Source organism: Rhodococcus rhodochrous (genome assembly GCF_014854695.1).
Classification (GTDB): domain Bacteria; phylum Actinomycetota; class Actinomycetes; order Mycobacteriales; family Mycobacteriaceae; genus Rhodococcus.
In genome coordinates this window covers 5,314,598-5,339,111 of record NZ_CP027557.1, presented here as the reverse complement: position 1 = coordinate 5,339,111, position 24,514 = coordinate 5,314,598, and the positions used below count along the sequence as shown (strand labels likewise).

General features: G+C 68.0%; 24 protein-coding genes. 6 read left to right on the top strand and 18 right to left on the bottom strand.

The genetic code is table 11. From position 1 onward, the window contains the following. Positions 1 to 15: 15 nt before the first annotated feature. From C6Y44_RS24405 to C6Y44_RS24390, 4 genes are all read right to left on the bottom strand, one after another. Positions 16 to 927, bottom strand: a complete 912-nt coding sequence (locus tag C6Y44_RS24405; protein ID WP_192378596.1) for an ABC transporter substrate-binding protein — start codon at positions 925 to 927, stop codon at positions 16 to 18. 83 nt (positions 928 to 1,010) lie between these two features. Further along, positions 1,011 to 1,511, bottom strand: coding sequence for a cysteine dioxygenase (locus C6Y44_RS24400; RefSeq protein WP_159417182.1), 501 nt, complete (start codon positions 1,509 to 1,511; stop codon positions 1,011 to 1,013). A 207-nt stretch (positions 1,512 to 1,718) separates the two neighbouring features. Continuing rightward, positions 1,719 to 2,612: an amidohydrolase family protein gene (locus C6Y44_RS24395; protein WP_159417183.1), complete on the bottom strand. Its 894-nt coding sequence runs from the start codon at positions 2,610 to 2,612 to the stop codon at positions 1,719 to 1,721. A gap of 42 nt (positions 2,613 to 2,654) precedes the next feature. Then, on the bottom strand, positions 2,655 to 4,730 hold the full coding sequence (locus C6Y44_RS24390; protein WP_159417184.1) for a sensor histidine kinase: 2,076 nt from the start codon (positions 4,728 to 4,730) through the stop codon (positions 2,655 to 2,657). 286 nt (positions 4,731 to 5,016) lie between these two features. On the opposite strand from C6Y44_RS24390, the gene C6Y44_RS24385 reads away from it, so the two are divergent. Continuing rightward, a complete protein-coding gene (locus C6Y44_RS24385) occupies positions 5,017 to 5,940 on the top strand; it encodes a LysR family transcriptional regulator (RefSeq protein WP_120280857.1) in 924 nt (307 codons plus the stop codon). Between the two features lie 71 nt (positions 5,941 to 6,011). On the opposite strand, the gene C6Y44_RS24380 is transcribed toward C6Y44_RS24385, so the two are convergent. Genes C6Y44_RS24380 through C6Y44_RS24365 form a run of 4 tightly spaced genes read right to left on the bottom strand, consistent with a single transcriptional unit; the run spans position 6,012 to position 10,664 of the window. Then, positions 6,012 to 6,869, bottom strand: a complete 858-nt coding sequence (locus C6Y44_RS24380; protein ID WP_159417185.1) for an SRPBCC family protein — start codon at positions 6,867 to 6,869, stop codon at positions 6,012 to 6,014. A gap of 53 nt (positions 6,870 to 6,922) precedes the next feature. Beyond that, complete coding sequence (locus tag C6Y44_RS24375) at positions 6,923 to 7,777, bottom strand: FAD binding domain-containing protein (RefSeq protein ID WP_016693278.1); 855 nt, start codon at positions 7,775 to 7,777, stop codon at positions 6,923 to 6,925. Next, complete coding sequence (locus C6Y44_RS24370) at positions 7,774 to 10,173, bottom strand: xanthine dehydrogenase family protein molybdopterin-binding subunit (protein WP_174246966.1); 2,400 nt, start codon at positions 10,171 to 10,173, stop codon at positions 7,774 to 7,776. The genes C6Y44_RS24375 and C6Y44_RS24370 overlap by 4 nt, the downstream gene beginning before the upstream one ends. Before the next feature lie 2 nt (positions 10,174 to 10,175). Further along, complete coding sequence (locus C6Y44_RS24365; protein ID WP_026061373.1) at positions 10,176 to 10,664, bottom strand: (2Fe-2S)-binding protein; 489 nt, start codon at positions 10,662 to 10,664, stop codon at positions 10,176 to 10,178. A gap of 143 nt (positions 10,665 to 10,807) precedes the next feature. Between C6Y44_RS24365 and C6Y44_RS24360 the strand changes: the two genes are divergently transcribed. Continuing rightward, a complete protein-coding gene (locus C6Y44_RS24360) occupies positions 10,808 to 11,623 on the top strand; it encodes a mycofactocin-coupled SDR family oxidoreductase (RefSeq protein ID WP_026061372.1) in 816 nt (271 codons plus the stop codon). Here the strand turns inward: C6Y44_RS24360 and C6Y44_RS24355 are convergent. The 5 genes from C6Y44_RS24355 to C6Y44_RS24335 form a co-directional block, all read right to left on the bottom strand. After that, positions 11,611 to 12,753, bottom strand: a complete 1,143-nt coding sequence (locus C6Y44_RS24355; protein WP_159417187.1) for an XdhC family protein — start codon at positions 12,751 to 12,753, stop codon at positions 11,611 to 11,613. The genes C6Y44_RS24360 and C6Y44_RS24355 overlap by 13 nt on opposite strands. Continuing rightward, a complete protein-coding gene (locus C6Y44_RS24350; protein ID WP_159417188.1) occupies positions 12,746 to 13,858 on the bottom strand; it encodes a vWA domain-containing protein in 1,113 nt (370 codons plus the stop codon). The genes C6Y44_RS24355 and C6Y44_RS24350 overlap by 8 nt, the downstream gene beginning before the upstream one ends. After that, positions 13,855 to 14,748, bottom strand: a complete 894-nt coding sequence (locus tag C6Y44_RS24345; RefSeq protein ID WP_159417189.1) for an AAA family ATPase — start codon at positions 14,746 to 14,748, stop codon at positions 13,855 to 13,857. The genes C6Y44_RS24350 and C6Y44_RS24345 overlap by 4 nt, the downstream gene beginning before the upstream one ends. Positions 14,749 to 14,804: 56 nt before the next feature. Further along, positions 14,805 to 15,017 (bottom strand): hypothetical protein, encoded by a 213-nt coding sequence (locus tag C6Y44_RS24340; RefSeq protein WP_037190626.1) that lies wholly within the window; start codon positions 15,015 to 15,017, stop codon positions 14,805 to 14,807. A 375-nt stretch (positions 15,018 to 15,392) separates the two neighbouring features. Further along, the gene (locus C6Y44_RS24335; protein WP_026061371.1) at positions 15,393 to 15,722 is read right to left on the bottom strand and encodes a MerR family transcriptional regulator; all 330 of its coding nucleotides are present in this window, start codon (positions 15,720 to 15,722) and stop codon (positions 15,393 to 15,395) included. A gap of 159 nt (positions 15,723 to 15,881) precedes the next feature. Here C6Y44_RS24335 and C6Y44_RS24330 point away from each other — a divergent pair, with 159 nt between their 5' ends. After that, the gene (locus tag C6Y44_RS24330; protein ID WP_145690456.1) at positions 15,882 to 16,307 is read left to right on the top strand and encodes an Hsp20/alpha crystallin family protein; all 426 of its coding nucleotides are present in this window, start codon (positions 15,882 to 15,884) and stop codon (positions 16,305 to 16,307) included. A 56-nt stretch (positions 16,308 to 16,363) separates the two neighbouring features. Here C6Y44_RS24330 and C6Y44_RS24325 read toward each other — a convergent pair whose 3' ends face one another. Next, positions 16,364 to 17,545, bottom strand: coding sequence for a zinc-dependent alcohol dehydrogenase (locus C6Y44_RS24325; protein ID WP_016693267.1), 1,182 nt, complete (start codon positions 17,543 to 17,545; stop codon positions 16,364 to 16,366). Between the two features lie 244 nt (positions 17,546 to 17,789). Between C6Y44_RS24325 and C6Y44_RS24320 the strand changes: the two genes are divergently transcribed. Continuing rightward, complete coding sequence (locus C6Y44_RS24320) at positions 17,790 to 18,035, top strand: DUF6480 family protein (protein WP_024102438.1); 246 nt, start codon at positions 17,790 to 17,792, stop codon at positions 18,033 to 18,035. A gap of 34 nt (positions 18,036 to 18,069) precedes the next feature. On the opposite strand, the gene C6Y44_RS24315 is transcribed toward C6Y44_RS24320, so the two are convergent. Next, positions 18,070 to 18,519 (bottom strand): response regulator, encoded by a 450-nt coding sequence (locus tag C6Y44_RS24315; RefSeq protein WP_172415070.1) that lies wholly within the window; start codon positions 18,517 to 18,519, stop codon positions 18,070 to 18,072. Between the two features lie 11 nt (positions 18,520 to 18,530). Then, positions 18,531 to 20,171, bottom strand: a complete 1,641-nt coding sequence (locus C6Y44_RS24310; RefSeq protein WP_088899515.1) for a sensor histidine kinase — start codon at positions 20,169 to 20,171, stop codon at positions 18,531 to 18,533. Between the two features lie 264 nt (positions 20,172 to 20,435). Between C6Y44_RS24310 and C6Y44_RS24305 the strand changes: the two genes are divergently transcribed. Beyond that, positions 20,436 to 21,308 carry an LLM class F420-dependent oxidoreductase gene (locus C6Y44_RS24305; RefSeq protein ID WP_216850664.1) on the top strand — a complete coding sequence of 291 codons (873 nt, stop codon included), beginning with the start codon at positions 20,436 to 20,438 and terminating at the stop codon, positions 21,306 to 21,308. A gap of 87 nt (positions 21,309 to 21,395) precedes the next feature. Here C6Y44_RS24305 and C6Y44_RS24300 read toward each other — a convergent pair whose 3' ends face one another. Then, on the bottom strand, positions 21,396 to 22,166 hold the full coding sequence (locus C6Y44_RS24300; protein ID WP_016693262.1) for a thioesterase family protein: 771 nt from the start codon (positions 22,164 to 22,166) through the stop codon (positions 21,396 to 21,398). Continuing rightward, a complete protein-coding gene (locus C6Y44_RS24295) occupies positions 22,163 to 22,822 on the bottom strand; it encodes an SACE_7040 family transcriptional regulator (RefSeq protein ID WP_016693261.1) in 660 nt (219 codons plus the stop codon). Before C6Y44_RS24295 ends, C6Y44_RS24300 begins: the two co-directional genes overlap by 4 nt. An 89-nt stretch (positions 22,823 to 22,911) precedes the next feature. Between C6Y44_RS24295 and C6Y44_RS24290 the strand changes: the two genes are divergently transcribed. Next, the gene (locus C6Y44_RS24290; protein ID WP_088899517.1) at positions 22,912 to 24,507 is read left to right on the top strand and encodes a carboxyl transferase domain-containing protein; all 1,596 of its coding nucleotides are present in this window, start codon (positions 22,912 to 22,914) and stop codon (positions 24,505 to 24,507) included. Positions 24,508 to 24,514 lie beyond the last annotated feature (7 nt).

Sequence of the window (24,514 nt, the reverse complement as noted above, 5' to 3'; positions counted from 1 at the left end):
CGGCACCGACTTCCGTCAGTTCAGATCGTTCTGCTGCAGCCACTCCTCGGCGACGACGTCGATGTCGCGGCCGTCGGTGACCACCTGTCCGACCAGGACGACGAGGGTGTCGGTGGTGAGCTTGTCGGACACGGCGTCGATCTTCGCGACGTCGTCGTCGTCGAGATCGGCGCGGTGCACCAGTGGGGTGACGTTCTGGGCTCCGAAGATCGATTCCGGGTCCTCCAGCGCCACAAATGGTTCGGTGCTCAGCGACGGATCGGTGGTGAAGATGTTCGCGGCCTGCACGGTGCCGTCCGAGAGCGCGCGGATGGTGATGGGGCCACCGGTGTCGGTGGGGACGAATTCGCGGAACTCGACCCCGTACACCTCGCGCAGACCCACGACACCCTGCCGGCGCGTCTCGAATTCCGGCGGTCCGCCGAGGGCGAGTTCGCCGGCGACCGGCGCGAGATCGGCGATGCTCACCAGGTTGTAGCGCTGCGCGGTCTCCTCGGTGACGACGAGGGCGTCCTTGTTCTCGCCGGGTGCGGAGGCCAGGATCTCGAGTCCGTCCGGAAGGGCTTCGGACAGGGCCTCATTGACGTCCTCGGTCGTCGAGGCGGTGCTGTCGGGATCGACCCGGGCGAGCAGTGCGCCGTTGTACTCCGGGACGAGTGTGATGGCACCCGAGGCGACCTGGTCGTAGTAGATCTCGCGGCTGCCGATGTTGAACTGGCGGGTGACCTCGGAGCCTGCGCTCTCGAGTGCCTGCGAGTAGATTTCCGCGAGCAGGACGTTCTCCGGGAAGTTCGCCGAACCGACGACGATCGCGCCTCCGTCCGCTGTATCCCCGGCGAGGGGATCCTCGTCTCCACCGCCGGAACAGGCGGCCAGGGCGAATGCGTACACGGCGAGAAGTGCGGTGGTGCGTGCGAAGCGTTTCACGGGTTGCTCCCTCGGATGCGGCACGGTCGGTTTTCGACTCTATCCCGGCGGATACCCACTGTGCCGGATTTGTCACGAGTGGATCACCAGTCGTCGCCGGCACGCTCCGAGGTCGCGAGGGTGAGGATGCCGCTCTCGAGGCGGTATCGGCTCATCGAGTCCAGTGCGGGGGCATAGGCGTGCACGGTCACCGCCGGGACGGGACCGTCGTTGACGACCTCGTGCACGTGCCGACCGTCGAATCGACGCGTGGCACCCGTCGACAGACGGGTGCGGGAGAGTGTCACGCGTTGCCCGGGAAGGTCTTCCGACCACGGCTGGTCGACGGTGTCCTCCCGGACCCGTCCCTGTGCCACGGCGAACGCACCGGCGCTCCCACCGTGATCGTGAATCCCGGTGCGCTGCCCGGGAAGCCAGCTCAGCAACCACACTTCGTAGTCGTCGGCAACGGCGAGCCGGGTGTACCAGCGTTCGGTCTCGTCGAAACGGACGAGCGGCCGCCAGCGGGAGACGTCCGCGGCGATGTCACGGACGATCTCGGTGAGATCGACGCGCACGGAGGTGGACAGAAGAGCAGCAGGCATCGTGGTTCCTCGAAACGGGAGCCGGACGGGGCCGAAGGGTCGTCCGGGCAGAAGAAGTGGGGTCGGGCCGGGATCAACGACAGGCGCGACAACCACAGAAACCACCGGCGATGCGGACGTAGTCCACATGTAGCCTGCGATGCCGCAGGGTCGCCGGAAGATGCATGCCGATCACTTCAGCGGCCGGATGCGGCGCTGTCAAGGTTTTCACTCGTGTGACGTTCGGAACCACCGGGCCGGATTGCGTCGCCGTACGGGCTCGTCGCGCTCGTCGCCGAACAGCAACGGTGCAGCGTACGGACGGTCCGACCCGAGCACGACGCGGTCGCGGCCGAGCCCGGCCGCCACGGCCTCGACGATCTCGGGACCGTACGACGAGGTGTCGACGAACACTCCGGCCGACGGGATCGTCGCCGGTCCGCCGCGCGCGGCCATCCGGTCGGCGTGCAGCGGAGCGAGCCCGGCGAGCATCGCGAACCCCACGCGCAGTCCGGGGAGGCGAGGGGCCCCGTACTCGTGCCAGGCGAACCACGCGGTGTGCATCTGCGCCACGTACGACACCATCGCCGGCCACCACGGCGGAGCCGACGGGTCGGCCGCGGCGGGCCCAGGATGCACGAAGAGGGGAGCGCCGACGCGGTCGAGTTCGTCGAGGAGTGGGGCGCACCGCGCGTAGCCGTCGGCATCCGCCAACTCGGTGGCGGGAAGTTGGAGGCCGACGCAGCCCGCCCCGAGCACCGCGCGCAGCGCCGCGGGATCGGGATCGTCGATCGACGCCGCCGCCCATGCCCCGAACGGGTGCGGCAGCGCGAGCACTCCCTCGTGGTAGGCGTCGAGCAGGCCGGCGGCGTCGGCCGCGGGAAGCGTTTCGATCCCCAGCGGGCTCGACAACGACACCAGCGCCAGGTCGATGCCGTCCTGCGCCGCGAGCTCGGCCCGCCGGGCGATCGAATGATCCTCGGGTCGCACCTCGTACGGGGGCTCACCGTCGAGGTACAACGTCCATCCGACGAGCCGCGGCGCACGGGTGCGTGCCCGCAATGCCGCGACGAACGGTGCCGGCCAGACGTGCTGGTGGACGTCGACGCGGGGAGCGGTCATGCCGTCAGGATGACAGACCGCCCCGCCCACTGCCTGCGTCGCCTACTGTCCCGCGCCGCGGGGGACCCATCGTTCGTGCAGCTGTCCGCGTCGGATGCCCGGACTCGTCCCGGGCGTCGCGAGAGCGGGGGTGGGTGCCGAGTGACGGCTTCCGACCGCCGGCTGCGATCCGGATGCCGGGTCGGCGTGGAACTGCTCGCCGTACTCCGAAGGGGGATCGGGCAGGCGGCGCGGCCGATCGATCCGGTACGGATCGTCGTGGTTCCTGCCGGTTCCCTTGAGCAGGCTGGTCGGCAGGTAGATGCTCGCGGTGATGCCGGCGTTGGTGGACGAGTCGAAGGTCGGACGCAGACGCACCGTGATGCCGTGACGATCGGCGAGGCGCGCGACCACGAACAGACCCATTCGCCGTGCGGCACCGGATCCGGCTTCGCCGTCCGAACCCAGCCGCATGTTGATGTCGGCGAGTTCGTCTGCGGGAATACCGATTCCGCGGTCGGCGATCTCGAGGAGGAGGCCGCCGTCGACGGCGCGGGAGAACGCGAACGCCACGGTGCTCTCGGGCGGTGAGGCGCGCAGCGAGTTGTCGAGGAGCTCGGCGATCATGTGGACGACGTCGGTGACGGCGCTGCCGACCAGATTGCCGTCCGGCGCATTTCCGATGTTCACGCGCTGGTAGTTCTCGACCTGCGAGACGGATGCGCGCAGGACGTCGACGAGCGGTGTGTCGGGGACGCGGCCGAGGCGCTGGCGGGTACCGGCGAGGACGAGCAGCGAGTCGCCCGTGCGCCGCATGCGGGCGGCGAGGTGGTCGAGCGCGAACAGGTTCTGCAGACGCGTCGGGTCGCGCTCTTCGTGTTCGAGCGAATCGATCAGCGCCAGTTGCTGTTCCACGAGCGTTTTGTTGCGGCGGGCGAGCGTTTCGAGCATCTCGTTGACCTGGCGGCGCAGCTGGGCCTGTTCGCCGGCCAGGCGTAGGGCACCTTCGTTCATGCTGTCGACGGCGCGCGCCACCTCGCCGATCTCCTCGCGGGTGTGGACGCGGATCGGATCCAGTGTGACGGATTCGATCTCGGCGCCGTCCTTGATCGCAGCGAGTGCGGCGGGCAGATCCTGTTCGGCGGTGCGCAGGGTGTCGTCGCGCAGTCGGCGCAACGGCCGGACGAGCGACATCGCGATCACGATCGCCAGGGTGAGGGCGAGCAGGAGGATGATCGCGACACCGATGGCGTTCTTGAGGGCTTCGGTGCGTGCTTCGGCCGCGAGGTCGTCGAGGGCGGTCACGGCTCGGGTCGCGGAACCGGCGACCTCCTCCTGGTAGATCATGAGGCTCTCGAAGATCGACCCGCGCAGGGCGGCGACGTTGCCCGCTTCGTTGTCGAGGTTGGCCGTGATGCTGCGGCGGTTCTCGAGCTGGGTCATCAGACCGTCGACCCGGGAGGCGTCGGCGGCCTCGTTCTCGACGAAGGTGTCGCGGAGGACGGCCAGCCGCGCGGACTCGACACCGAGGGCGTTGTTCCACATCAGCAGGGCACCGTCGGTTCCGGCGCTCAGCGCGGAGTATGCGAGGACCTGGTCGAGCAGGGACCACTGGGTGTCCCACAGGTCGAGAAGTGTCGCGCTCTCGCGCTGGACGGTGGGGTCGTCCGTGGTGGTGGTGATGGCGCGGTAGGCAGCCTGGGCGCGGCTGACGAATCCTTCGGCGCGCTCGCTGGCCACGGTCGGCGCCAGGGTTCCCGACGACGCGCTGTCGAGCAGGCTCTCGCCCTCGGCGAGCATGCGGTTGATCATCGCCGCGATCTGCGGATCGAGATCCTTGGCGTCGATGTGGTCGCGCAGCGTCGCGGCGGATTCGCGGGCGACCTGGGCACCGTTGTCGACGGGCAGTGACAGGATCGTCGCTGCGGCGGCGCCGGTGACACTGGTGGCGTAGTCGGCGAGGGTCGGCAGGATGGAGACGTTCTCGGCGGCGGCGCTGTAGGTGTCGTTCTCCTGGTAGAGGTCGTAGACGCGGAGCGAGCCGTACAGGGTCGCGGCGACGAGGGGGACGGCGACGACCGCGGTCATCCTGCGCCACAGACGCCAGTTGTCCGGCGTGTGCTGCCGGAATTTCTTCATGAGACTCACAACGTTTCGCCCCCGAACCTCTCTACCTGCCTGAGTCGGCGGCCGGCCGAAACTGGACTTCGGCAAGTAAAGAATTTCGCCTTCGAAATTCGGGCCAGGGCGAATCACGGTTCGCTGCCGTCAGGACGTGGGTCAGAGTAGGTAGTACTTCGTTGCGCTCACAAGATCGCCGTCCAAGTCCGATAGCTGGTATTCGGCCTTGCGTATACATCACGGTCGTGCGCTACGATGCCGCCGGAATTTTCCGTTCCGCCGGGTTTCGATGTCAGGGGGGCGCATGGATCTGCGACGGGTCGATCTCAACCTGCTCGTCGTCCTCGATGTCCTGCTCTCCGAACGCAATGTCACGCGGGCGGCGCGGCGACTGAACATGTCGCAGCCGGCCACGAGTACGGCTCTCGCCCGGTTGCGCAAGCAATTCGACGATCCGCTTCTGGTGAAGAGCGGCCGCACACTGCGTCCCACCGCGCGGGCGCAGGCGATCGTCGAACCGCTCCGCGAGGTGCTGCGGACCCTCGAGCGTTCGGTGCTGGCCGCACCCGGTTTCGACCCCGCGACGGATTCGCGCACCTTCACGATCATGACCGGCGACTACGCGGAGATCACCCTTCTGCGCATGCTGGTGCGGGGGAGCACCCCGGCCAATATCCGTTTCGATCTGCTGCCGTTCAACGGTGCCGGTCTCGATGCCTTCCGCCGGTTCGAGATCGACCTCGCGGTGCTGCCGGGATACGTCCTCGAATCCCCGGAGTTCGAGACCTGCCGGAGGCAGGTCGTGCTGACCGACAGATTCGTCGGGGCGGTCTGGTCCGGCCACCCGTACACCGGCACCAAGCTCACACGCGAAGTGCTCGGCCGCTACCCGCTGCTGTCCTACGCGCAGTATTCCGACGACACCAACCTCGGCCGCGCGCTGCTGCGTGCAGGAGTGGTGGCCCGGATCGGCGCAACCAGCGGCAACCTCGCGGTTCTCCCGTATGCCCTGGAGAACACCCGCATGATCACCTTCCTGCCCGAGCGCATGGCCCGGCACGTCGCCGAGGCGGCGTCCCTGCGCATCCTGGAACCGACCTTCCAGCTGCCGCCCCTGCGCGAATTCGCGGTGTGGCACGCCGAGCGCGATGCGGATCCCGCGCACGCCTGGCTCCGCGCGCAGCTCGATCCGGTCGGGCGTCGCCGCGTCGCAGCACAGGCGGGCTGACAGCGACGAACGCTGCGAACCGGCCCGTTCGACGGGTCCGATCCGCAGCGTTCGAGTGGATCCGGCGTGGGTCAGCGTCCCGATCGACGCTGGAGGATCACCGCGATGACCACGACGAGAATCGCGATCACTCCCACCGGCGCGACCCGCGTCGCGACCGATCCCTTCGCGTACTGCATGAGGTCGAGCGGTTCGGCCTCGGGCTGCGGGGGCGCGGCCGGGGAGGGAGTCGTCGACGGCGTGGGAGGCGTCGAGGTCATTGTCGGTGCCGGTGAGGCGCTCACCGGGCTGGGCGGCACCGACTCGTTCGGCCGCGCCTGCGCGGAGTCGTCGTCCCCGGCGCCGGGCCCGACGAATGCTCCACCGGCAGGCTCGTCGCCCGAACCTGCGGCGGTGAGCGGCGGGCTCGCCGGCACGGATTCGTTGGGCTGCGACTCGGCTGCCTCAGCGGTCGCCGCGGAGGAGGACGTGGAGGAGGCCGCCGCTTCGGGTCCGAGCTTCTTCGACAGGCAGTCCGCGAACTGTTCGAGGATCTTCCCACCGACATCCGAGATCATCCCTCGTCCGAACTGGGCGGGCTTGCCGGTGATCTTCATGTCGGTGTTCACGATGCCGTCGGTGCGGTCGCCGTCGCCGGTGAGGGTGACGGTGATGGTCGCGGCCACCGTGCCGTTGCCCCGGGTGTCCTTCGCATTGGCTTCGATGACCGCCCGGCGGGCGCTCTCGTCCTTCTCGACGTACACGCCGGTGCCCTTGAACGTGAGCGCCACCGGTCCGAGCTTCACCTTGACGGTCCCGGTGAACGTGTCGCCGTCGACCCCGGTGAGCGTCGCGCCCGGCATGCACGGCGCAACCTTCTCCGGATTCAGCAGGGCGGTCCACACCTCGTCGACCGGGGCGGGAACGGACAGTGTGTGTTCGAGTTGCATGAGGTCCTTTCCGAACAAGTGGTCCGGGATCTCGGTGTTCGGCGTGGAAACGCCTAGACCCCGGAGGCAGTGGTGACCGCTCGTCGGGTGAGTACCCGGGCGAGGTGGCTCCGATACTCGGCGTCGGCATTCCCGTCGGTCATGGGAGCCGTGCCGTCGGTGGCGAGCTCGGCGGCCTCGCGGATCGTCTCTGCCGTCGCGGGTTTGCCGACCAGCGATTCCTCGACGCCGCGTGCCCGGACCGGGACGGCCGCCATGTTCGTGAGCGCGATCCTCGCCCGCTCGATGGTGCCGCCGGACGCCTGCAGGGTCGCCGCGACTCCGACGATCGACCACTGCTGGGCCGCGCGATGGAACTTCTCGTAGCGCGCCGACCAGCCCGTGTGCTTGGGAATCCGGACCTCGACGAGGATCTCTCCGGGTTCGACCGCGGTCGTGAAGTAGTCCTGGAAGAAGTCGTCCGTCGCGATGGTGCGACGCCCTGACGGACCCGCCACGGTGAAGGTCGCCTCGAGCGCCACGGCCGGCGCGGCGAGATCTCCGGCCGGATCGGCGTGCACGAGCGCCCCGCCGAACGTGCCGCGGTGCCGGATCTGAGGATCGGCGACGGTCGCCGTCGCCTCGGCCAGCAACCGTGCGTGCTCCGCGACGAGCGGGTCGTGCAGCACGTCGTGGTGGGTGGTGGTCGCGCCGATCACCAGGGCGTCGCCGTCGTCGCGGATGCCCCGCAGTTCGGGGATCCTGCCGAGGTCGACGAGCACGGTCGGTGCCGCCATCCGCAGTCGCAGGACGGGCATGAGGCTCTGCCCACCGGCGATGACCTTCGCGTCCTCACCGGCCTCCGTCAACGCGGCGACCGCTTCGTCGACGCTCGAGGGGGCGACGTAGTCGAACGGAGCCGGAATCATTTCGTGCCTCCTCGGGCGTCGCGGAGCGCGTTCCAGATCCGCATCGGTGTACAGGGCATCTCGACGTCGGTGACGCCGAACGGCCGGACCGCATCGAGTACGGCATTGACGACGGCCGGGGTGGAGGCGATGGTTCCTGCCTCGCCGACACCCTTGACACCCAGCGGATTACCGGGTGCCGGGGTGTCGGTGCGATCGGTGACGAAGGGCGGCAGATCCACCGCGGTGGGCAGCAGATACTCCGCGAACGACGAACTCAGCAACGTGCCCGACTCGTCGTGCACCGCCTCCTCGTACAGGGCCTGGGCAATGCCCTGGGCGAGTCCGCCGTGCACCTGACCCTCGACGATGAGCGGGTTCACGACGTGGCCGACGTCGTCGACGCACACGTACTTGCGGATTCGCGCGTGCCCCGTCTCGGTGTCGACCTCGATCGCGCACAGGTGGGTGCCGTGCGGGAACGAGAAGTTGTCGGGATCGTAGGTCGCCTCGGAGTCGAGGTTCGGTTCGACACCGTCGGGCAGGTCGTGCGCGGCGAACACCGCGAGCGCGACGTCGGTGAGCCCGACGGACTTCGAGGTGCCCTTCACACGGAACTGTCCTGCCTCGAAATCCAGATCGTCCTCGGAACATTCGAGCAGGTGTGCGGCGATCGGCCGGGCCTTGGCGACCACCTTCTCGGCGGCCTTCACGACCGCGATGCCGCCGACGGCGAGTGAGCGGGAACCGTAGGTGTCGAGACCGCGCGGTGAACTCTGCGTGTCGCCGTGCAGGATCTCGATGTCCTCGAACGGGATTCCGAGCCGGTCGGCGACGATCTGACTCCACGCCGTTTCGTGGCCCTGACCGTGGGCGGACGAACCGGTGACGACCTCCACCTTGCCGGTCGGGAGCATGCGGATCGCGGCGTGCTCCCAGCCGCCGGCGCCGTAGGAGAGCGAACCGAGCACCCGCGACGGGGCCAGGCCGCACATCTCCGTGAACGTGGAGACCCCGAGACCGAGCTGCACCGGGTCGTTGCGCTCGCGTCGTTCGGCCTGTTCGCGTCGTAATGCGTCGTAGTCGAACAACTCTCGTGCCTTGGCGGTCGCGGCCTCGTAGTTGCCCGAGTCGTAGGTCAGACCCGCGACGGTGTCGAACGGGAACTCCTCGTGCTTGATCCAGTTCTTCTCGCGGAGCTCGAGGGGATCCATGGACAGTTCGACGGCGAGCTCGTCCATGATGCGTTCGATCGCGAAGGTGGCTTCGGGGCGTCCGGCGCCGCGGTAGGCGTCGGTGGGCACCTTGTTGGTGAACACGTTGGTGCACGCGAACCGGTACGAGTCGAACTTGTAGATGCCGTTGAACATGAATGCGCCGAGGATCGGCACACCCGGGGTGACGAGACGCAGATAGGCGCCCATGTCGGCGAGCAGTTCCACTTTCAGGCCGGTGACGGTGCCGTCGCGGCGCGCGGCGAGGGTCAGCTTCTGGACCTGGTCGCGGCCGTGGTGCGCGGCGAGCATCGACTCGCTGCGCGTCTCGGTGTACTTGACGGGCTTGTGCAGGCGACGCGCGATGAGGAGCGTGAGCACCTCCTCCGGGGTGACCTGCAGCTTGCCACCGAAACCGCCGCCCACGTCGGGGGCGATGACGCGCAGTTTGTGCTCGGGGAGACCGAGTGTCATCGCGAGCATCAGCTTCAGCACGTGTGGGACCTGGGTGGCCGACCACATGGTGATCTGCGAGGCGGTGGGGTCGACGACGACCGACCGCGGTTCCATGAAAGCGGGGATGAGCCGCTGCTGCCGGAAGGTCCGTTCGACGATCACCTCCGCGTCGCGGATCGCGTCCTCGACGTTGCCACCGCTACCGGCCTCGGCGGAGTCGAACACCCACGTCGCGCTGACGTTGGTGCCGAGATCGGGGTGGACGAGATCGCCGTCCTGCGCCGCGCTCTCGAGATCGAGCACGACCGGCAGGTCCTCGTAGTCCACATCGATCGCATCGAGGGCGTCGTGGGCCTCGTATGCGCTGCGGGCCACCACGACTGCGACGGCTTCACCCGCGAAGTGCACGGTGTCGACTGCGAGGGCCGGGGCGTTCGGGGTCTTCATGTCCTCGGTGATCGGCCACGCGCACGGCAGGCTGCCCTGCTCCTCGGCGAGGTCGGCACCCGTGTAGACGGCGACGACCCCCGGCTTGCCCCGGGCCTCGGAGACGTCGAGGCCGGTGATGCGGGCGTGCGCGACCGGGCTGCGCAGGATCGCGGCGTGCAGCATCCCGGGGAGCACGATGTTGTCGGTCCAGCGTGTGCGGCCGGTGATGAGGTGTTCGTCCTCCTTGCGGCGGCGTGCCCGGCCGAGTTCGGATTCGCCGGTTCCCTCGTCGGTGGTGGGATCCACGGTGCTCGTCATCGTCATACCTCCTGCGTGGCGGCCGGGTTCTCGCGCAGTCGCTGGGCGGCGTCACGCGCAGCGGCCACGATGTTCTGGTATCCGGTGCAGCGGCACAGATTTCCTTCGAGGCCGTGCCGGACGTCCTCGTCGCTCGGATCGGAGTTCTCGGAGAGCAGGTCGATGGTCGCCATGATCATCCCGGGCGTACAGAAGCCGCACTGCAGGGCGTGCTTCTCGCGGAACGCCTCCTGGACCGGATGCAGGCTGCCGTTCGTGGAGAGCCCTTCGACGGTGGTGACCGCGTGTCCGTCGGCCTGTACCGCGAGCATCGAGCACGACTTGACGCTGTGGTCGTCGAGCAACACGGTGCAGGCGCCGCAGTTGCTCGTGTCGCAGCCGACCACCGTGCCCACCTTCCCGAGTCGATCTCTGAGGTAGTGGACGAGAAGCAGTCGCGGTTCCACGTCGTCCGTGTACTGCGTTCCGTCTACGGTGACAGTGATGCGCATCGGTCCTCCAAGTACCTCGCGTAGCGCAGTGATACAGATCACTGACACTCTGCTGCATATCGCGCGTAGAAAGGACCCGAATCGCCGAAATCGCCTTCGTGCTCGCGTCGATCGGAGGCGGAAGCCGCCACGAGAGGAACCGCATGACCCGTCGCCTCGAGGACAAGGTCGCCTTCATCACCGGAGTCGCGCGTGGTCAGGGCCGCGCCCACGCGGTCCGGCTCGCGCAGGAGGGCGCGCAGATCGTCGGTATCGATCTCGCCGGTCCGCTGCCGGGTGTTCCCTACGATTCCCCCACGGTCGATGACCTCGACGAGACGCGCCGGCTGGTCGAGGCGGAGGGCGCGAAGGCGCATCTGGTGCAGTGCGACGTCCGCGATCTCGACGGTACGAAGGCGGTGCTCGAAGAGGGTGTCGCGCAGTTCGGCGGTCTCGACGTCGTGGTCGCCAACGCGGGGATCTGCATCCCGCAGACGTGGGACGAGATCACCCCCGAGAGCTTCCGCGACACCCTCGACATCAACGTCACCGGGGTGTGGAACACGATCACCGCGGCCGCCCCACACCTCATTGCCCGCGGCGGCGGTTCGATCGTCGTGACCAGCTCGCTCGCCGGCGTGAAGCTGCAGCCGTTCATGGTGCATTACACGACCAGCAAGCACGCCCTCGTCGGGATGGCGCGGGCCTTCGCCGCCGAACTCGGACAGCACGACATCCGGGTCAACAGCATCCATCCGGGCGCGGTGAACACGCCCATGGGATCGGGTTCGATGCGCGAACGCATCGCGCAGACGGCCGAGAGCAACCCCCGGCTCGGCGGCATGACCATGCCCTTCCTGAACAAGTACATGGCCGAGGCGGACGAGATCGCGAACATGGTCGCCTTCCTCGCGTCCGACGAGTCCGCCTTCGTCACCGCCCAGAGCTTCGCGATCGACGGTGGTGCTCAGTACTTCTGAGCGCCGATGTGCTCCTCGTGGGCATGGATCGGTCCGCGTGTCTCCGCGAGGCGGCCGCCGCCTCCACCCCAGCGCAGCGCGATGATCTCGGCGGCGATCGACACCGCCGTCTCCTCCGGGGTGCGGGCCCCGAGGTCCAGGCCGATCGGCGACGACAGGCGTGCCAGTTCCTCCTCGGTCAGTCCCGTCTCCCGCAGACGCTCCATCCGGTCGTCGTGCGTGCGGCGCGACCCCATCGCTCCCACGTAGGCCACGTCGAGCCGTAGCGCGACCTCGAGGAGCGGTACGTCGAACTTCGGGTCGTGGGTGAGCACCGTGATGACTGTGCGGGCGTCCACGCGTCCGGCCTCGGCCTCGGCGGCGAGATAGCGGTGCGGCCAGTCGACGATCACCTCGTGGGCGCCGGGGAAGCGGGCCTCGGTGGCGAACACTCCACGCGCGTCGCACACGGTCACCGTGTAACCCAGGAACGAGCCGAGCCGGGCCATCGCCGACGCGAAGTCGATCGCCCCGAACACGATCAGCCGCGGTGGGGGCTGGAAGACGTTGACGAACACCGACATCCCCTCGCCGCGACGCTCACCGTCGGTGCCGTAGTGGAGGGTGCCCGAGCGTCCCACCTCGAGCAGGCCGCGCGCGTCGTCGACGACGGCGTCGTGCATGCGGGACGAGGCGAGCCGGCCGTCGGCGCGGTCGCGCCACACGACCATCCGTCGTCCCCGTACCGCCGGGTCGGGATGGGCGGTGACGGTCGCGAGCGCGACGGGTTCGCCCGCGCGGACGGAGCCGAGCAGGTCGGTGAAGGCGGGGAAGGACGCGGCGTCGATCCGTTCGACGAAGACGTCGATGATGCCGCCGCAGGTCAGGCCGACGGAGAAGGCGTCGTCGTCGGAGACCCCGTAGCGCTGCAGCACCGGCAGCCCGCTGTCGATGACGGACCGGCCGAGTTCGTAGACGTCGCCTTCGACGCACCCACCCGAGACGCTGCCGGTGACGGTGCCGTCCTGCGCGACCAGCATCGATGCACCCGGTCCCCGGGGCGCCGAACGGAAGGTCGAGACCACGGTGCCCACCGCGACGGCCTCTCCGTCCCGGTACCGCCGGTCGAGCTCGTCCAGAATTTCACGCACGCCGAACCTCCTCGAGAAGTTCTTCCAGTGTCGCGAGGCTGTGTCCCGCGAGCAGACGATCGATGTGCGGCAGGGCCGCGGAGATACCCGACTGGATCGGTTCGTATCCGGCGCTGCCGGCGTGCGGGTTCACCCACAGCACGCGGTGCGCGAGGCGATGCAGCTGCGCCATGCGTTCCCCGAGTAGCGAGGCGTCGCCGCGCTCCCAGCCGTCGGAGAAGATCACGACCACCGCGCCGCGCGCGAAACCCCTTCGCCCCCAACGGTCCAGGAACGCACCGAGCGTGTCGCCGAGACGTGTCCCACCCGCCCAGTCGGGAACCGCACGCGAGGCCCCGGCGAGCGCGATCTGCGGGTCGCGGGCACGCAGCGCCCGCGACAGGCGGGTCAGCCGCGTGCCGAGGGAGAACACCTCGGTGGACGACGGTGCGGCACGCGTGACGACGTGCGCGAACCGCAGGAGCGCGTCGGCGTAGGGAGTCATCGAGCCGGACACGTCGATCAGCAACACCACCCGGCGCGGTCTCGTCGCCCGTGCACGATGCCGTGGTCGGACGGGTTCGCCTCCGCTCGCCAGCATGTCGCGCAGGGTGTGCCGCGGGTCCACCGGTCCGCGGCGGGAGGGCTTCGACCGCAATCCCCGACGCGTCGGCGGACGGGGCTCAAGCCGCGCGAGCAGTTCGGCGAGGTGGGCGCGTTCCGCGGTCGTCAGTTCGGCCACGTCGCGGTGCCGGAGGACGTCGGTGTCGTCCGCCGCGACCTGCAGTCGTGGCGCGTCGTCGCCGGAGTCGCCGTCGGCGCCCTCGCCGCGGGACAGCGCCGCGATCCGTGCGGTGCGGGTGCGTTGCCCGTGGGTGCGCGAGCCGGTGGGGACGGTGTCGCCGAACCAGTGGACGAAGGTCGCGTCGTAGCGGGCCGTGTCGTCCGGGGTGCGGCACAGCGTCGCGCGGCCCGCCCAGTAGACCTGGACGGGATCCCCGACGTCGACGTGTGCGAGGGCGTCGAGATAGGTAGCGGTGGCATCGAGGGCGACGGGCAGACCGGCGGCAGCGAGGGCGCGGCAGAAGCCGGCCAGCCCGACGACCGGACCGGGGGCGGTCGTCATCCGGCGCTCGAGAGGTCGAGTCCGGCGCGGGTGACCCGGTCGATGTCCTCGCGGTACTTCAGTACGGCACCGAGTGTCGCCGCAGCGGTCGCCGCGTCGAGGACGTCGCGGTCGAGGGCGATCAGTGCGCGCGCCCAGTCGAGGGATTCGGCGATCCCCGGTGGCTTCAGGAGGTCCTGTTCGCGGAGCGAGCGCACCGCGTGGGCGATCTGCTCGGCGAGCGGGTGCCCCAGACCGGGCAACCGCCGCTGCAGGATCGCGACTTCGCGTTCGAGATCGGGATGCTCCACCCAGTGGTACAGACAGCGGCGCTTGAGCGCGTCGTGCACCTCGCGGGTCCGGTTGGAGGTGAGCACCACCAGCGGTGGGACCTCCGCGCGGATCTCGCCCAGTTCGGGGATCGTCACCGCGTTCTCGTCGAGCAGCTGGAGCAGGAAGGCCTCGAACTCGTCGTCGGCGCGGTCTATCTCGTCGACGAGCAGCACGCACGGCGAGTCGGTGAGCGCCTGCAGCAACGGGCGGACGAGGAGGTAACGCTCCGTGTAGAGGGAACGCTCGGCGGTATCCGCATCGAGCACACCGTCGCTCGCTGCTTCGAGCGAGCGCAGATGGAGCAACTGCCGGGGAAAATCCCAGTCGTAGAGGGCTTGCGAGGCGTCGATGCCCTCGTGGCACTGCAACCGGACCATCGGCAGATCCAGGGCCTGAGCGAGAGCCGCTGCGAGCGAAGTCTTCCCGGTTCCGGGTTCGCCTTCGCAGAAGAGCGGCCGGCCCATACGCATCGCAAGGAAGACGACGGTCGCCAGTCCGTCGTCGGCGAGATATCCCGTGGTCTCGAGAGCAGCCGAGAGTTTCTCGGGTGAATCGATACGCGTCGCGTCGCCGGTCATGAAGCGAGCCTAGATGCTCACCCGCCTCCCGACCGGCGACTGCGACAACTATCGGCTCAACCGTCGGCGTGCGCGAGCGGCGCGAACTCGCCGGTGAACAGTGTTGCGCATCCGGGGCACAACGTCGTCGGATGGGTGGCCCAGCCGTTCATCTGGGCATAGAGCTCTGCCTGCAGCTTGCTCTGTGCGGCAGTGCGGTAGCAGTGATCGCAATGGTCGCAACGGAAGACCCACCGGCCACCGGAGAGCGGGTCGCGGTGCGGCATCATGTCCACCTCGATATCAATAACTCGGTCAATAACTCGGTATCCGCGAATCGATGTCGTGGAATGGTCGGATCGTGCCGGTTCCTCTCAGGGAACCGACTTGCCCATGACGCGGGCCCACCATCCGTCCAACGGGCTCGGATCGGGCCAGCGGATCGTGTCGTCTGCGATGTGATTAGGCCGGAATACCGTGTCCTGCTGTCCCTGTCCGATATTCGGTGAATCGTGCTGTGCATTGCGCACTGAGGTCACCCCTTATTGCTATCGGTGCGTCACTTGGCGGACGCACTCCTACGCACCTCTGAGGCGTTCTTGAATCTTAGCCCGGTTCTCCTGAACCGGCCCGGTCTTTCTGCTGTTTGCGCAGGTAGAGGAGGTCTAGGAAGTATGCGGCGGGGGAGGGGGTCTGCTGTCCAGAGTGGAGCGCAGACGGTCGTTGTCCTCCCTGAGGGCCGCGTTGTTCGCCTCGAGTTCGAGGATCCGGGCGATTCCGGCGATATTGATTCCGGAGCCCACCAGTTCGACGATCCGTTGGACGATCTCGAGATCGTTGTCGCTGTAGCGGCGCGTTCCGCCTGCCGTGCGTTCGGGGTTCAGCAGCCCTCGGCGTTCGTACAGGCGCAGGGTCTGCGGGTCGAGTCCTGACAGTTCGGCGGCCACCGAGATGCCGTAGACCCCGCGCCGGGCGCGTAACGGATCTGGCGTCATCGTTTCCTCCGGAGTCGGTGTTCTCGGGTCGCGCCGCGGTCACCCGCGGTCTTGACCGAACCTTATCACAGGGCCATAATAAATCTGTGTCTACAGACACAGATAATCAAACAGAGTGTGGCCGTCACGAACGGCCGGACAGTCGGAGGTGACAGACCGATGTTGATGCGCACCGACCCCTTCCGCGATATCGATCGCTTCACGCAGCAGGTGCTCGGCACCATGGCACGGCCCGCGGTGATGCCGCTCGATGCATGGCGAGAAGGCGACCGTTTCGTCGCCGAGTTCGACCTTCCGGGCGTCGACGCCGACTCGATCGACCTCGATGTCGAACGCAACGTGCTCACTGTGCGCGCGGAACGTCCGGAAGTCGACCGGGACAAGGAATTCGTCTCCACCGAGAGGCCGCGAGGCGTCTTCACTCGTCGGCTGTTCCTCGGTGACACTCTCGACACCGATCGGATCGAAGCACAGTATCGCGGTGGTGTTCTGCGCCTGACGATTCCGGTCGCAGAGAAGGCGAAGCCCCGCAAGATCTCCGTGATCGACGCGGAAAGCAACGGACAGGCCGCGATCGAGAAGTGAACCGCTACGACGAACCGGGTCCGGGGTGATTCCCGGGCCCGGTTCGGCTGCGTCCACTACGGTTTCAGACAGATCTTGATGGCGCCGTCCTGCTTCTTCTGGAAGATCTCGTACGCGTGCGGTGCGTCGTCGAGCGGGAGGCGGTGGGTCGCGAAGTCGTCGACCCCCAGCGGATCCTCGTCGGTCAGGAGCGGCAGGATCTCCGGGACCCAGTTCAACACGTTGGCTTGACCCATGTGGAGACGAATCTGCTTGTCGAACAGGGTGAGCATCGGCATCGGATCCGCCGCCCCGCCGTACACGCCGCTCAGCGAGACCGCACCACCACGCCGCACGACGTCGATCGCGGTGTACAGCGCGTGGAGACGGTCCACTCCGGCCTTCTCCATGAACGGCTCGGCGATCGCCGACGGCAGGAAACCGGCGGCACTCTGGGCGAGCTTCGCGACGGGTGAGCCGTGCGCCTCCATACCCACGGCGTCGATCACCGAATCGGTACCGCGCCCGTTCGTCATGTCACGGATCATGTCGCCGGGGTTGTTGTCGACCTCGCGCAGATCGACGACCTCGATGCCGCGGGAGGCCGCGCGGGCCAGTCGCTCGGGGACCATGTCCACGCCGATCACGCGGGCACCCTTGTGCGCCGCGATGCGCGCGGCCATCTCACCGATGGGGCCGAGGCCGAGCACCGTGACACTCCCACCGTCGGGGATCTCCGCGTATTCGACGGCCTGCCACGCGGTGGGCAACACGTCGGAGAGGTAGACGAAACGGTCGTCGGCCGGCCCTTCCGGGACCTTGATGTGGGTGGCGTCGGCATGGGGGACGCGCAGGTATTCGGCCTGCCCGCCGGGCACGCTGCCGTAGAGCTTCGAGTAGCCGAACAGCGCGGCACCGGTGCCCTCCTCACGGACCTGCGTGGTCTCGCACTGCGAATGCAGGCCGTGGGAACACATGAAGCACTGGCCGCAACACACCTGGAAGGGAATCACCACCCGGTCGCCGGGCTTCAGTTTCGTGACGCCGGAGCCGACCTCCTCGACGATGCCCATCGGTTCGTGACCGAGGATGTCGCCAGGAGTCATGAAGGCTCCCAACACCTCGTACAGGTGCAGGTCAGAGCCGCAGATGTTGGTGGTGGTGACGCGGATGACGGCGTCACCGGCCTCCTGGATCGTCGGATCGGGCACCGTATCGACGCTCACGTTGCGGCGCCCCTGCCATGTCACTGCCTTCATGTCGCTCCTCGGCTCCTCGGGTGCAGGAATGTCGGGTCGTACCCGGCACGTGTCCCTCGATGCCTACCCGCGCTCGGAGCGGGCAAACGCCGGACCGGAAGAGGTCGCCTGCCGCAGAAGGCAGGTTTGCGGAGTGCGGGGTTTGCGGAGTGCGGGGGAGAGGTATGTCGCCGTAGAACCGAATTCACCGCGACACACGTCTGCGGCCGCTCCACGGGAGCGCAGCCGCACAGAAGGAGGTCAGGTGACCACGTCGGACCCCGAACATCATGGAAACCAGGATCCCGACCCTGCACGTACCCCGGATCTGGAACCCGGCGGTGGCGTAGCGCCCGGATCGACGCCCCCCGATTCGGGGACGACGTCCGGGCTGTCCGCCCCGGAACCCGACACGAGGAAGCGGTTCCCCATCAGCGGGTGGCTCACGCTGCTCGCCGTCGCGGTGATCGTGATCATCTTCGTGGTCGCGATCTTCGGCATCCTGTCCTGACGGTTCGGCCGGAGCCGCGCCGCGGAGCTTCTCGTCAGCGTCCGCGACGCGGTAGCCGCACGACCTGCACGAAGAATTCGTCGATCTGCTTCACGGCACCGATGAACTGGTCGAGATCGACCGGCTTGGTGACGTACGCGTTGGCGTGCAGCTTGTAGCTGCGGAGAATGTCCTCCTCGGCCGACGAGGTCGTGAGCACCACGATCGGGATGTCGGACAGTTCCGGATCGGACTTGATCTTCGTCAGCACCTGCCGGCCGTCGTACTTCGGCAGGTTCAGATCGAGCAGGATCAGATCCGGGCGCGGCGCGCCCTCGTGGTCGCCCCGGCGGTACAGGAAGTCGAGTGCTTCCGCCCCGTCGCGGACGACGTGGAGGGCGTTGCCGATCTTGTTGTCCTCGAATGCTTCACGGGTCATCAGCTCGTCGCCGGGATCGTCCTCGACCAACAGGACGTCCACCGGTCGGGCAGGGGGATATGTCACGATCGTGCTCCTCAGGCCGTGGTCCCCTGCTTCTGCTCGACGGGGCGTGATGCGGTTCCGAGGGTGAAGCAGATTCGAGTGCCCTCGGTATGAGTATCGCCGTACTCGGTGTCGATCCAGATTCTTCCCGCGTGATACTCGACGATTTTCTTGCACAGCGCCAGTCCGATACCGGTGCCCTGGTAATCGTCGCGAGGATGCAGCCGCTGGAAGATGACGAACACCTTCTCGGCGTACTCGCTGTCGATCCCGATGCCGTTGTCGGTGACGCAGAAGTGCCACTGCGGACCGTCCGACTCGTCCTCGACTTTTTCGCACTCGATCCTGATCACCGGGGTGCGATCGGGATGTTGGAACTTGATGGCGTTGCCGACCAGGTTCTGCCACAGCATCGTCAGCAGAGTGGGGTCGCCGGTGAGCTCGGGGAGGTCGTCGGGGCGTTCGATCTGCGCCTGTGACTCCTCGATGGAGGCAGAGAGGTTGAACAACGCCTTCTCGAGCGGTCGGCCGAGGTCGACCCGGACGTAGGCGTCGTGAACGCGTCCGACCCGGGAGAAGGCGAGCAGATCGCTGATCAGCACCTGCATCCGCTTCGCGCCGTCGACGGCATACTCCACGTACTGCCGTCCCCGATCATCGAGGACGTCGCCGTACCGCTTCTCGAGCAACTGGCAGAAGGACGCGACCTTCCGCAGCGGTTCCTGCAGGTCGTGCGATGCGACGTAGGCGAACTGCTCGAGTTCGGTGTTCGAGCGGCGGAGTTCCTCGGCCTGGGAATCGAGATCCTCGGTCTGTTTCGCGAGCAGGGTCTGCTGCTTCCGGGAGTCCGCCAACGCGTCCGCGATACGACCGCGCATCGTCTCGACATCGAGGGCGAGTGCCCGGATGTCCTTCGGTCCCTGGGGGTAGATGTGCTGGTAGAAGTTCTCCTCCAGCGCGACCCGGCGGCTGGCCCGGCGAAGCCTTGCGAGCGGCACGGCGACGAGGTTGTGGACGAGAACCACCGTGGCGAGACCGGTGAGGATGAACGTGATCACCATCGCGATCAACACCGAATTGCGGATGGTGCGGGACTCCGCGAGTTCGTCGAGGTCCTCCGCCAGGACATCGGAGAGAGCGTTGTTCTCCTGGGCGAACATCGACCGGATCTCACCGAAGGCCAGCCGGTCCTGCTCGGCCAGGGCCGGATCGACGGGACGAGGCTCCCCGGGAACGACGGTCTCGATGATCGGCTCTGCGTACTGCGTCCGCCACTGCGCAGCGGCGGCCTCGATCGTGTCGATGTCGGCGAGCAGATCCGGATGCCCGGCGAGGAGCACGCGAAGACGATCGAGCGCGACCTGCTGGTTCTCCTGACCCGCACGGTACGGCCCGAGGAAGACGGGTTCGGTCGTGAGCGCGTACCCGCGGACCGCGGTCTGTTGATCGAGCAGAGCGGTCTGCAAGTTGAAGGCCTGCGTCATCGCCGGCTGGATCCGCTCGGTCACCTCGTCGGTGATCTGCACGGTGCGCTGGATGAAGATCCCGCCCACGATCGAACCGACGACGGCGAACACCGCGAGGAGCGCGAACGCCAACTGGAACCAGCTCTGCACGGCCAGCCGCGAGGAGATGCGCTCGATACGCGGTTCGGGAACCGAAGGATCCCTCATCGCTGCACCGTCGCTCCGACTTCGGCGGAACGCACGAAACCGATCACATCCACCCCAGCTTCCCGGTCCGTGCCCGATTCGCGCCTACGGGCGACGAATCCCGACGGCGGTGCGGTCCCGGACCTGTCGGTCTGCGAACACACGTATGGTCGGGCTGTCTGTTGAACCCGAATGCGAACTGTAGCCGACCGGTGGAGCCGTCCCGATCCGGCCACGGGCCGAAGCGGCTGCACCGAGTGCCGGAACGCGACTAGGGTCGGTCGCATGACACGACGAGTGAGTGTGTGGGGTGGCGCGTTCTGGCTCGGTCGGAAGGTTCGCGAGCAGGCGCTCGGCGCTGCCCGCGAACTGGAGGAGCTCGGGTACTCCCGGTTGTGGACGTCCGGCGGATTCCGGGACGGTTTCCCGTCCGTCTACGGGGAACTGCTCGCGGCGACGACGACGCTCGAGCTGGCGAGCGGCATCATCAGCATCTGGCACGCCGACCCGGAGACCACGGCCGCTGCGGTCGCCGATCTGGAGTCGCGGTATCCCGGTCGTTTCCTGCTGGGAGTCGGAACGAGTCACGCTCCCGTCGTCGACGCGCGGGAGAACACCAGCTACACCAAGCCCTACAGCCGGATGGTCGAGTACCTCGACGGTCTCGATGCGGCGTCGACGCCGGTGCCCACCGATCGTAGGGTCCTCGCGGCGCTCGGCCCGCGCATGCTGAAGCTGTCCGCCGAGCGCGCGGCAGGAGCCCATCCGTACTTCGTTCCGCCCGAGCACACGGCGGTCGCGCGTGAGGCCCTCGGCTCGGAGCCGTTGCTCGCGCCCGAGGTGGCCGTCGTCCTCGAAACCGACGAGACCGTCGCGCGCGGCATCGCCCGCGAGTACATGCGCGGTTATCTCGCGCTGCCGAACTACTCGAACAACCTGCGTCGTCTCGGGTACACCGACGAGGACCTCGCCGACGGTGGCAGCGACGCCTTGATGGACGTGCTCATCCCGTGGGGTGATCTCGACAGCGTCGTCGCCGGCATCGAGAAGCACTACGCCGCCGGTGCCGACGAGGTGGCCATCCAGGTGCTCACCGCGGATCCGTTCACCTTCCCGAGCGAGGGCTACCGGCAGCTCGCGTCCGCGCTGCTGAGCTGAGGCCACCGAACCCCGAGGGCGCCGCACCCCGAGGTCACCGAACCTCGAGGTCACCGGACTCCGAGACCTCCGGACCGGTGCGGCCGCTCAGATCGGCCGCACCGTGAGGATCTGGGACATCGTGCCGATCGGGCCGGTCGCATCGTGCAGCACCGTGCTCGTCAGGCCGATGCCGTCGGCGCCGAACGAGACCGACGTATCGAAGCCGACCCATTCACCGCGGGGTTCGGCGAACAGGTGCACGGTCAGATCGAGGTTGGGGAAGGCGACCGTCCTCGGATCGGCACGCACCGCCATGCCGTTGGCGATGTCGAACAGGCCGGCCGTGGCGGCGAGATCGCTGACCTTCTCGCCCTCCACGAGCGGAAGATCGGTACGCACCCAGAACGAGGCCCGTCCGGGTGCGGTCGAGACGCGACGCACCTCCACCGAGTCGATGAATCCTCCCGGCCACAGCGTCGTCGGGTCCCAGGGTTCGCAGTCCTCGGGCGACGGGATCGGCTGCAGCGTGGTGCCGGCGATCTCCGCGGTGGGGCCGGTCTGCATCAGCCACGCGCGCGCACGCACGATCGCGCGCCCGTCGTAGGCGAGTGTCGCTTCCACGAGTTCGATGGTGCGTCCGGGCCGCAGGACCTCGACGGTCGTGACGACGGGACCGACGGGCACGGTGCCGAGGATGTCGTACGACAGGCGTCCGATCGCGAGGTCGTCGTCGCGCCGCGCGTCGCGGTCGCATTCGACGACGTGGGCGATCAGCCCGAGGGCGGGCGCGATGTGCTGCTCCGCCTCGTTCCACGCCCCACCGACGTGTTCGGTGGCGCGGAAGGAGGTCGGGCCGAGTCGTTCGAAGTAGCTCATGCGGTCTCCGTTCGTGCCGGCTCTGCCGCGAGAGCCGAGGGGGTCGTGGCGAGAGCTGCCAGTGCCATGCGTCGCAGCACCGCGCGGGTGCCTTCGGGGGAACGCGGGTCGGCACTGTGCGGTGTCGAGTTGATGAGTCCGAAGGTCGCGTGCGCCATCGTGCGCGCGTCGGATTCGGGCAGTGCGGGGTCGATGCGGCGCAGGACGTCGACCCAGATCTCGACGTAGCGCCGCTGGGTCACCCTCACCTCCCGCTGCCCCTCGTCGGGGAGGGACGTGAACTCGCGGTCCTGCACGCGGATGAGATCGGGCTCGCCCAGCGCGAAGTCGAGATGGAAGTCGACCAGCCCCTCGAGGGCGTCGCGCGGGTCGGGCGTCGTCTCGGCGACCTGCGTGCCACCTGCGAGGAGGCGGCGGCTGATCTCGACGAGGATCTCGACGAGCAGGGCGTCCTTGTTGGGGAAGTGCCGATACACGGCGGGTCCGCTGATCCCCACGGCCGCACCGAGATCCTCGAGGCGGACCCCGGGGAATCCGCGTTCGGCGATCAGGTGCGCCGCGGCACGCAGGAGGTCCCGTCGGCGTTCCGCCTTGGCGAGGCTACGCCGCGTCGGGCGTCCCGATGCGGTCGAGACGTCGATCGCGGACTCGGTCATGAAAATCTCCGCTCGGTGTGGTCTGGACAACTCGGTTAATCATAACTAACCTAGATTTCAGTTAATGGCGATTAGTCGATCTACCGAGGATGGTGTGCGTGACAACCGCTGAGACGGCCTCGACAACCAGCCGCGACCAGCATGAACAGCTGGTCGGAGAGCTCCGAGACAAGCTCGCTGCCGCAGCACTGGGCGGCAGCGAGAAAGCCCGGGAGCGGCATGTCGCGCGCGGCAAGCTGCTTCCCCGCGACCGCGTCGACGAACTGCTCGACACGGGCAGCCCGTTCCTCGAACTGTCGCCCCTCGCCGCCGACGGCATGTACGACGACGAGTGCCCCGGCGCCGGCATGATCGCCGGCATCGGCCGCGTCGCCGGCCGCGAGTGCGTGATCGTCGCGAACGACGCCACCGTCAAGGGCGGCACCTACTACCCGATCACGGTCAAGAAGCATCTGCGGGCGCAGGAAGTCGCGCTGCAGAACAACCTGCCGTGCCTGTACCTCGTCGACTCCGGCGGCGCCTTCCTGCCGCGGCAGGACGAGGTCTTCCCCGACCGCGAGCATTTCGGCCGCATCTTCTACAACCAGGCCACCATGAGCGCCAAGGGGATTCCGCAGATCGCCGCGGTCATGGGCTCGTGCACCGCCGGCGGCGCCTACGTCCCCGCCATGAGCGACGAGGCCGTCATCGTCCGCAACCAGGGCACCATCTTCCTCGGTGGCCCGCCGCTGGTGAAGGCCGCGACCGGCGAGGTCGTCACCGCAGAGGAACTCGGTGGCGGCGACCTGCACTCGAAGGTCTCCGGCGTCACCGACCACCTGGCCGAGGACGACCGCGACGCGCTGCGCATCGTGCGCGACATCGTCTCCACCTTCGGTCCGCGCACCCCGCGCCCGTGGGACGTCGAACCCACCACCCCGCCCGAGGCCGACCCCACCGAGCTGTACGACGTGGTGCCCACCGACTCGCGCATCCCCTACGACGTGCACGAGGTCATCGACCGTGTGGTCGACGGATCCAGCTTCCACGAGTTCAAGGCCGAATACGGCAAAACGCTCGTCACCGGCTTCGCGCGCATCCACGGTCACCCGGTCGGCATCATCGCGAACAACGGCGTGCTCTTCGGCGAATCCGCCGTCAAGGGAGCGCATTTCATCGAACTGTGCGACAAGCGTTCGATCCCGCTGGTGTTCCTGCAGAACATCTCCGGCTTCATGGTCGGCCGCGACTACGAGGCCGGCGGCATCGCCAAGCACGGCGCGAAGATGGTCACCGCGGTCGCGTGCGCGCGGGTGCCGAAGCTGACCGTCGTCATCGGCGGCTCGTACGGCGCCGGCAACTACTCGATGTGCGGTCGCGCGTATTCGCCTCGCTTCCTGTGGATGTGGCCCAACGCCCGCATCTCCGTCATGGGTGGCGAGCAGGCCGCCTCGGTGCTGGCCACGGTGCGCTCCGACCAGCTCGACGCCTCGGGTAAGCCCTGGACGGCCGAGCAGGAGGAGGAGTTCAAGGCTCCGATCCGCGCCCAGTACGAGGAGCAGGGCAACCCCTACTACTCGACCGCGCGCCTGTGGGACGACGGCATCATCGATCCCGCAGACACCAGAAAAGTTCTCGGACTGGCACTGTCGGTGTGCGCCAACGCCCCGCTCGAGCCGGTCTCCTACGGCGTCTTCCGGATGTGAGTGCACC

What these genes read in the sequence shown, in the direction of transcription:
- C6Y44_RS24350 (WP_159417188.1), bottom strand. Translation starts at nt 13,858, where the DNA reads ATGACGACCGCCCCCGGTCCGGTCGTCGGGCTGGCCGGCTTCTGCCGC.
- C6Y44_RS24330 (WP_145690456.1), top strand. Translation starts at nt 15,882, where the DNA reads ATGTTGATGCGCACCGACCCCTTCCGCGATATCGATCGCTTCACGCAG.
- C6Y44_RS24290 (WP_088899517.1), top strand. Translation starts at nt 22,912, where the DNA reads ATGGTGTGCGTGACAACCGCTGAGACGGCCTCGACAACCAGCCGCGAC.
- C6Y44_RS24300 (WP_016693262.1), bottom strand. Translation starts at nt 22,166, where the DNA reads ATGAGCTACTTCGAACGACTCGGCCCGACCTCCTTCCGCGCCACCGAA.
- C6Y44_RS24360 (WP_026061372.1), top strand. Translation starts at nt 10,808, where the DNA reads ATGACCCGTCGCCTCGAGGACAAGGTCGCCTTCATCACCGGAGTCGCG.
- C6Y44_RS24325 (WP_016693267.1), bottom strand. Translation starts at nt 17,545, where the DNA reads ATGAAGGCAGTGACATGGCAGGGGCGCCGCAACGTGAGCGTCGATACG.
- C6Y44_RS24310 (WP_088899515.1), bottom strand. Translation starts at nt 20,171, where the DNA reads ATGAGGGATCCTTCGGTTCCCGAACCGCGTATCGAGCGCATCTCCTCG.
- C6Y44_RS24395 (WP_159417183.1), bottom strand. Translation starts at nt 2,612, where the DNA reads ATGACCGCTCCCCGCGTCGACGTCCACCAGCACGTCTGGCCGGCACCG.
- C6Y44_RS24340 (WP_037190626.1), bottom strand. Translation starts at nt 15,017, where the DNA reads ATGATGCCGCACCGCGACCCGCTCTCCGGTGGCCGGTGGGTCTTCCGT.
- C6Y44_RS24385 (WP_120280857.1), top strand. Translation starts at nt 5,017, where the DNA reads ATGGATCTGCGACGGGTCGATCTCAACCTGCTCGTCGTCCTCGATGTC.
- C6Y44_RS24380 (WP_159417185.1), bottom strand. Translation starts at nt 6,869, where the DNA reads ATGCAACTCGAACACACACTGTCCGTTCCCGCCCCGGTCGACGAGGTG.
- C6Y44_RS24390 (WP_159417184.1), bottom strand. Translation starts at nt 4,730, where the DNA reads ATGAAGAAATTCCGGCAGCACACGCCGGACAACTGGCGTCTGTGGCGC.
- C6Y44_RS24345 (WP_159417189.1), bottom strand. Translation starts at nt 14,748, where the DNA reads ATGACCGGCGACGCGACGCGTATCGATTCACCCGAGAAACTCTCGGCT.
- C6Y44_RS24370 (WP_174246966.1), bottom strand. Translation starts at nt 10,173, where the DNA reads ATGACGAGCACCGTGGATCCCACCACCGACGAGGGAACCGGCGAATCC.
- C6Y44_RS24295 (WP_016693261.1), bottom strand. Translation starts at nt 22,822, where the DNA reads ATGACCGAGTCCGCGATCGACGTCTCGACCGCATCGGGACGCCCGACG.
- C6Y44_RS24335 (WP_026061371.1), bottom strand. Translation starts at nt 15,722, where the DNA reads ATGACGCCAGATCCGTTACGCGCCCGGCGCGGGGTCTACGGCATCTCG.
- C6Y44_RS24305 (WP_216850664.1), top strand. Translation starts at nt 20,436, where the DNA reads ATGACACGACGAGTGAGTGTGTGGGGTGGCGCGTTCTGGCTCGGTCGG.
- C6Y44_RS24400 (WP_159417182.1), bottom strand. Translation starts at nt 1,511, where the DNA reads ATGCCTGCTGCTCTTCTGTCCACCTCCGTGCGCGTCGATCTCACCGAG.
- C6Y44_RS24375 (WP_016693278.1), bottom strand. Translation starts at nt 7,777, where the DNA reads ATGATTCCGGCTCCGTTCGACTACGTCGCCCCCTCGAGCGTCGACGAA.
- C6Y44_RS24365 (WP_026061373.1), bottom strand. Translation starts at nt 10,664, where the DNA reads ATGCGCATCACTGTCACCGTAGACGGAACGCAGTACACGGACGACGTG.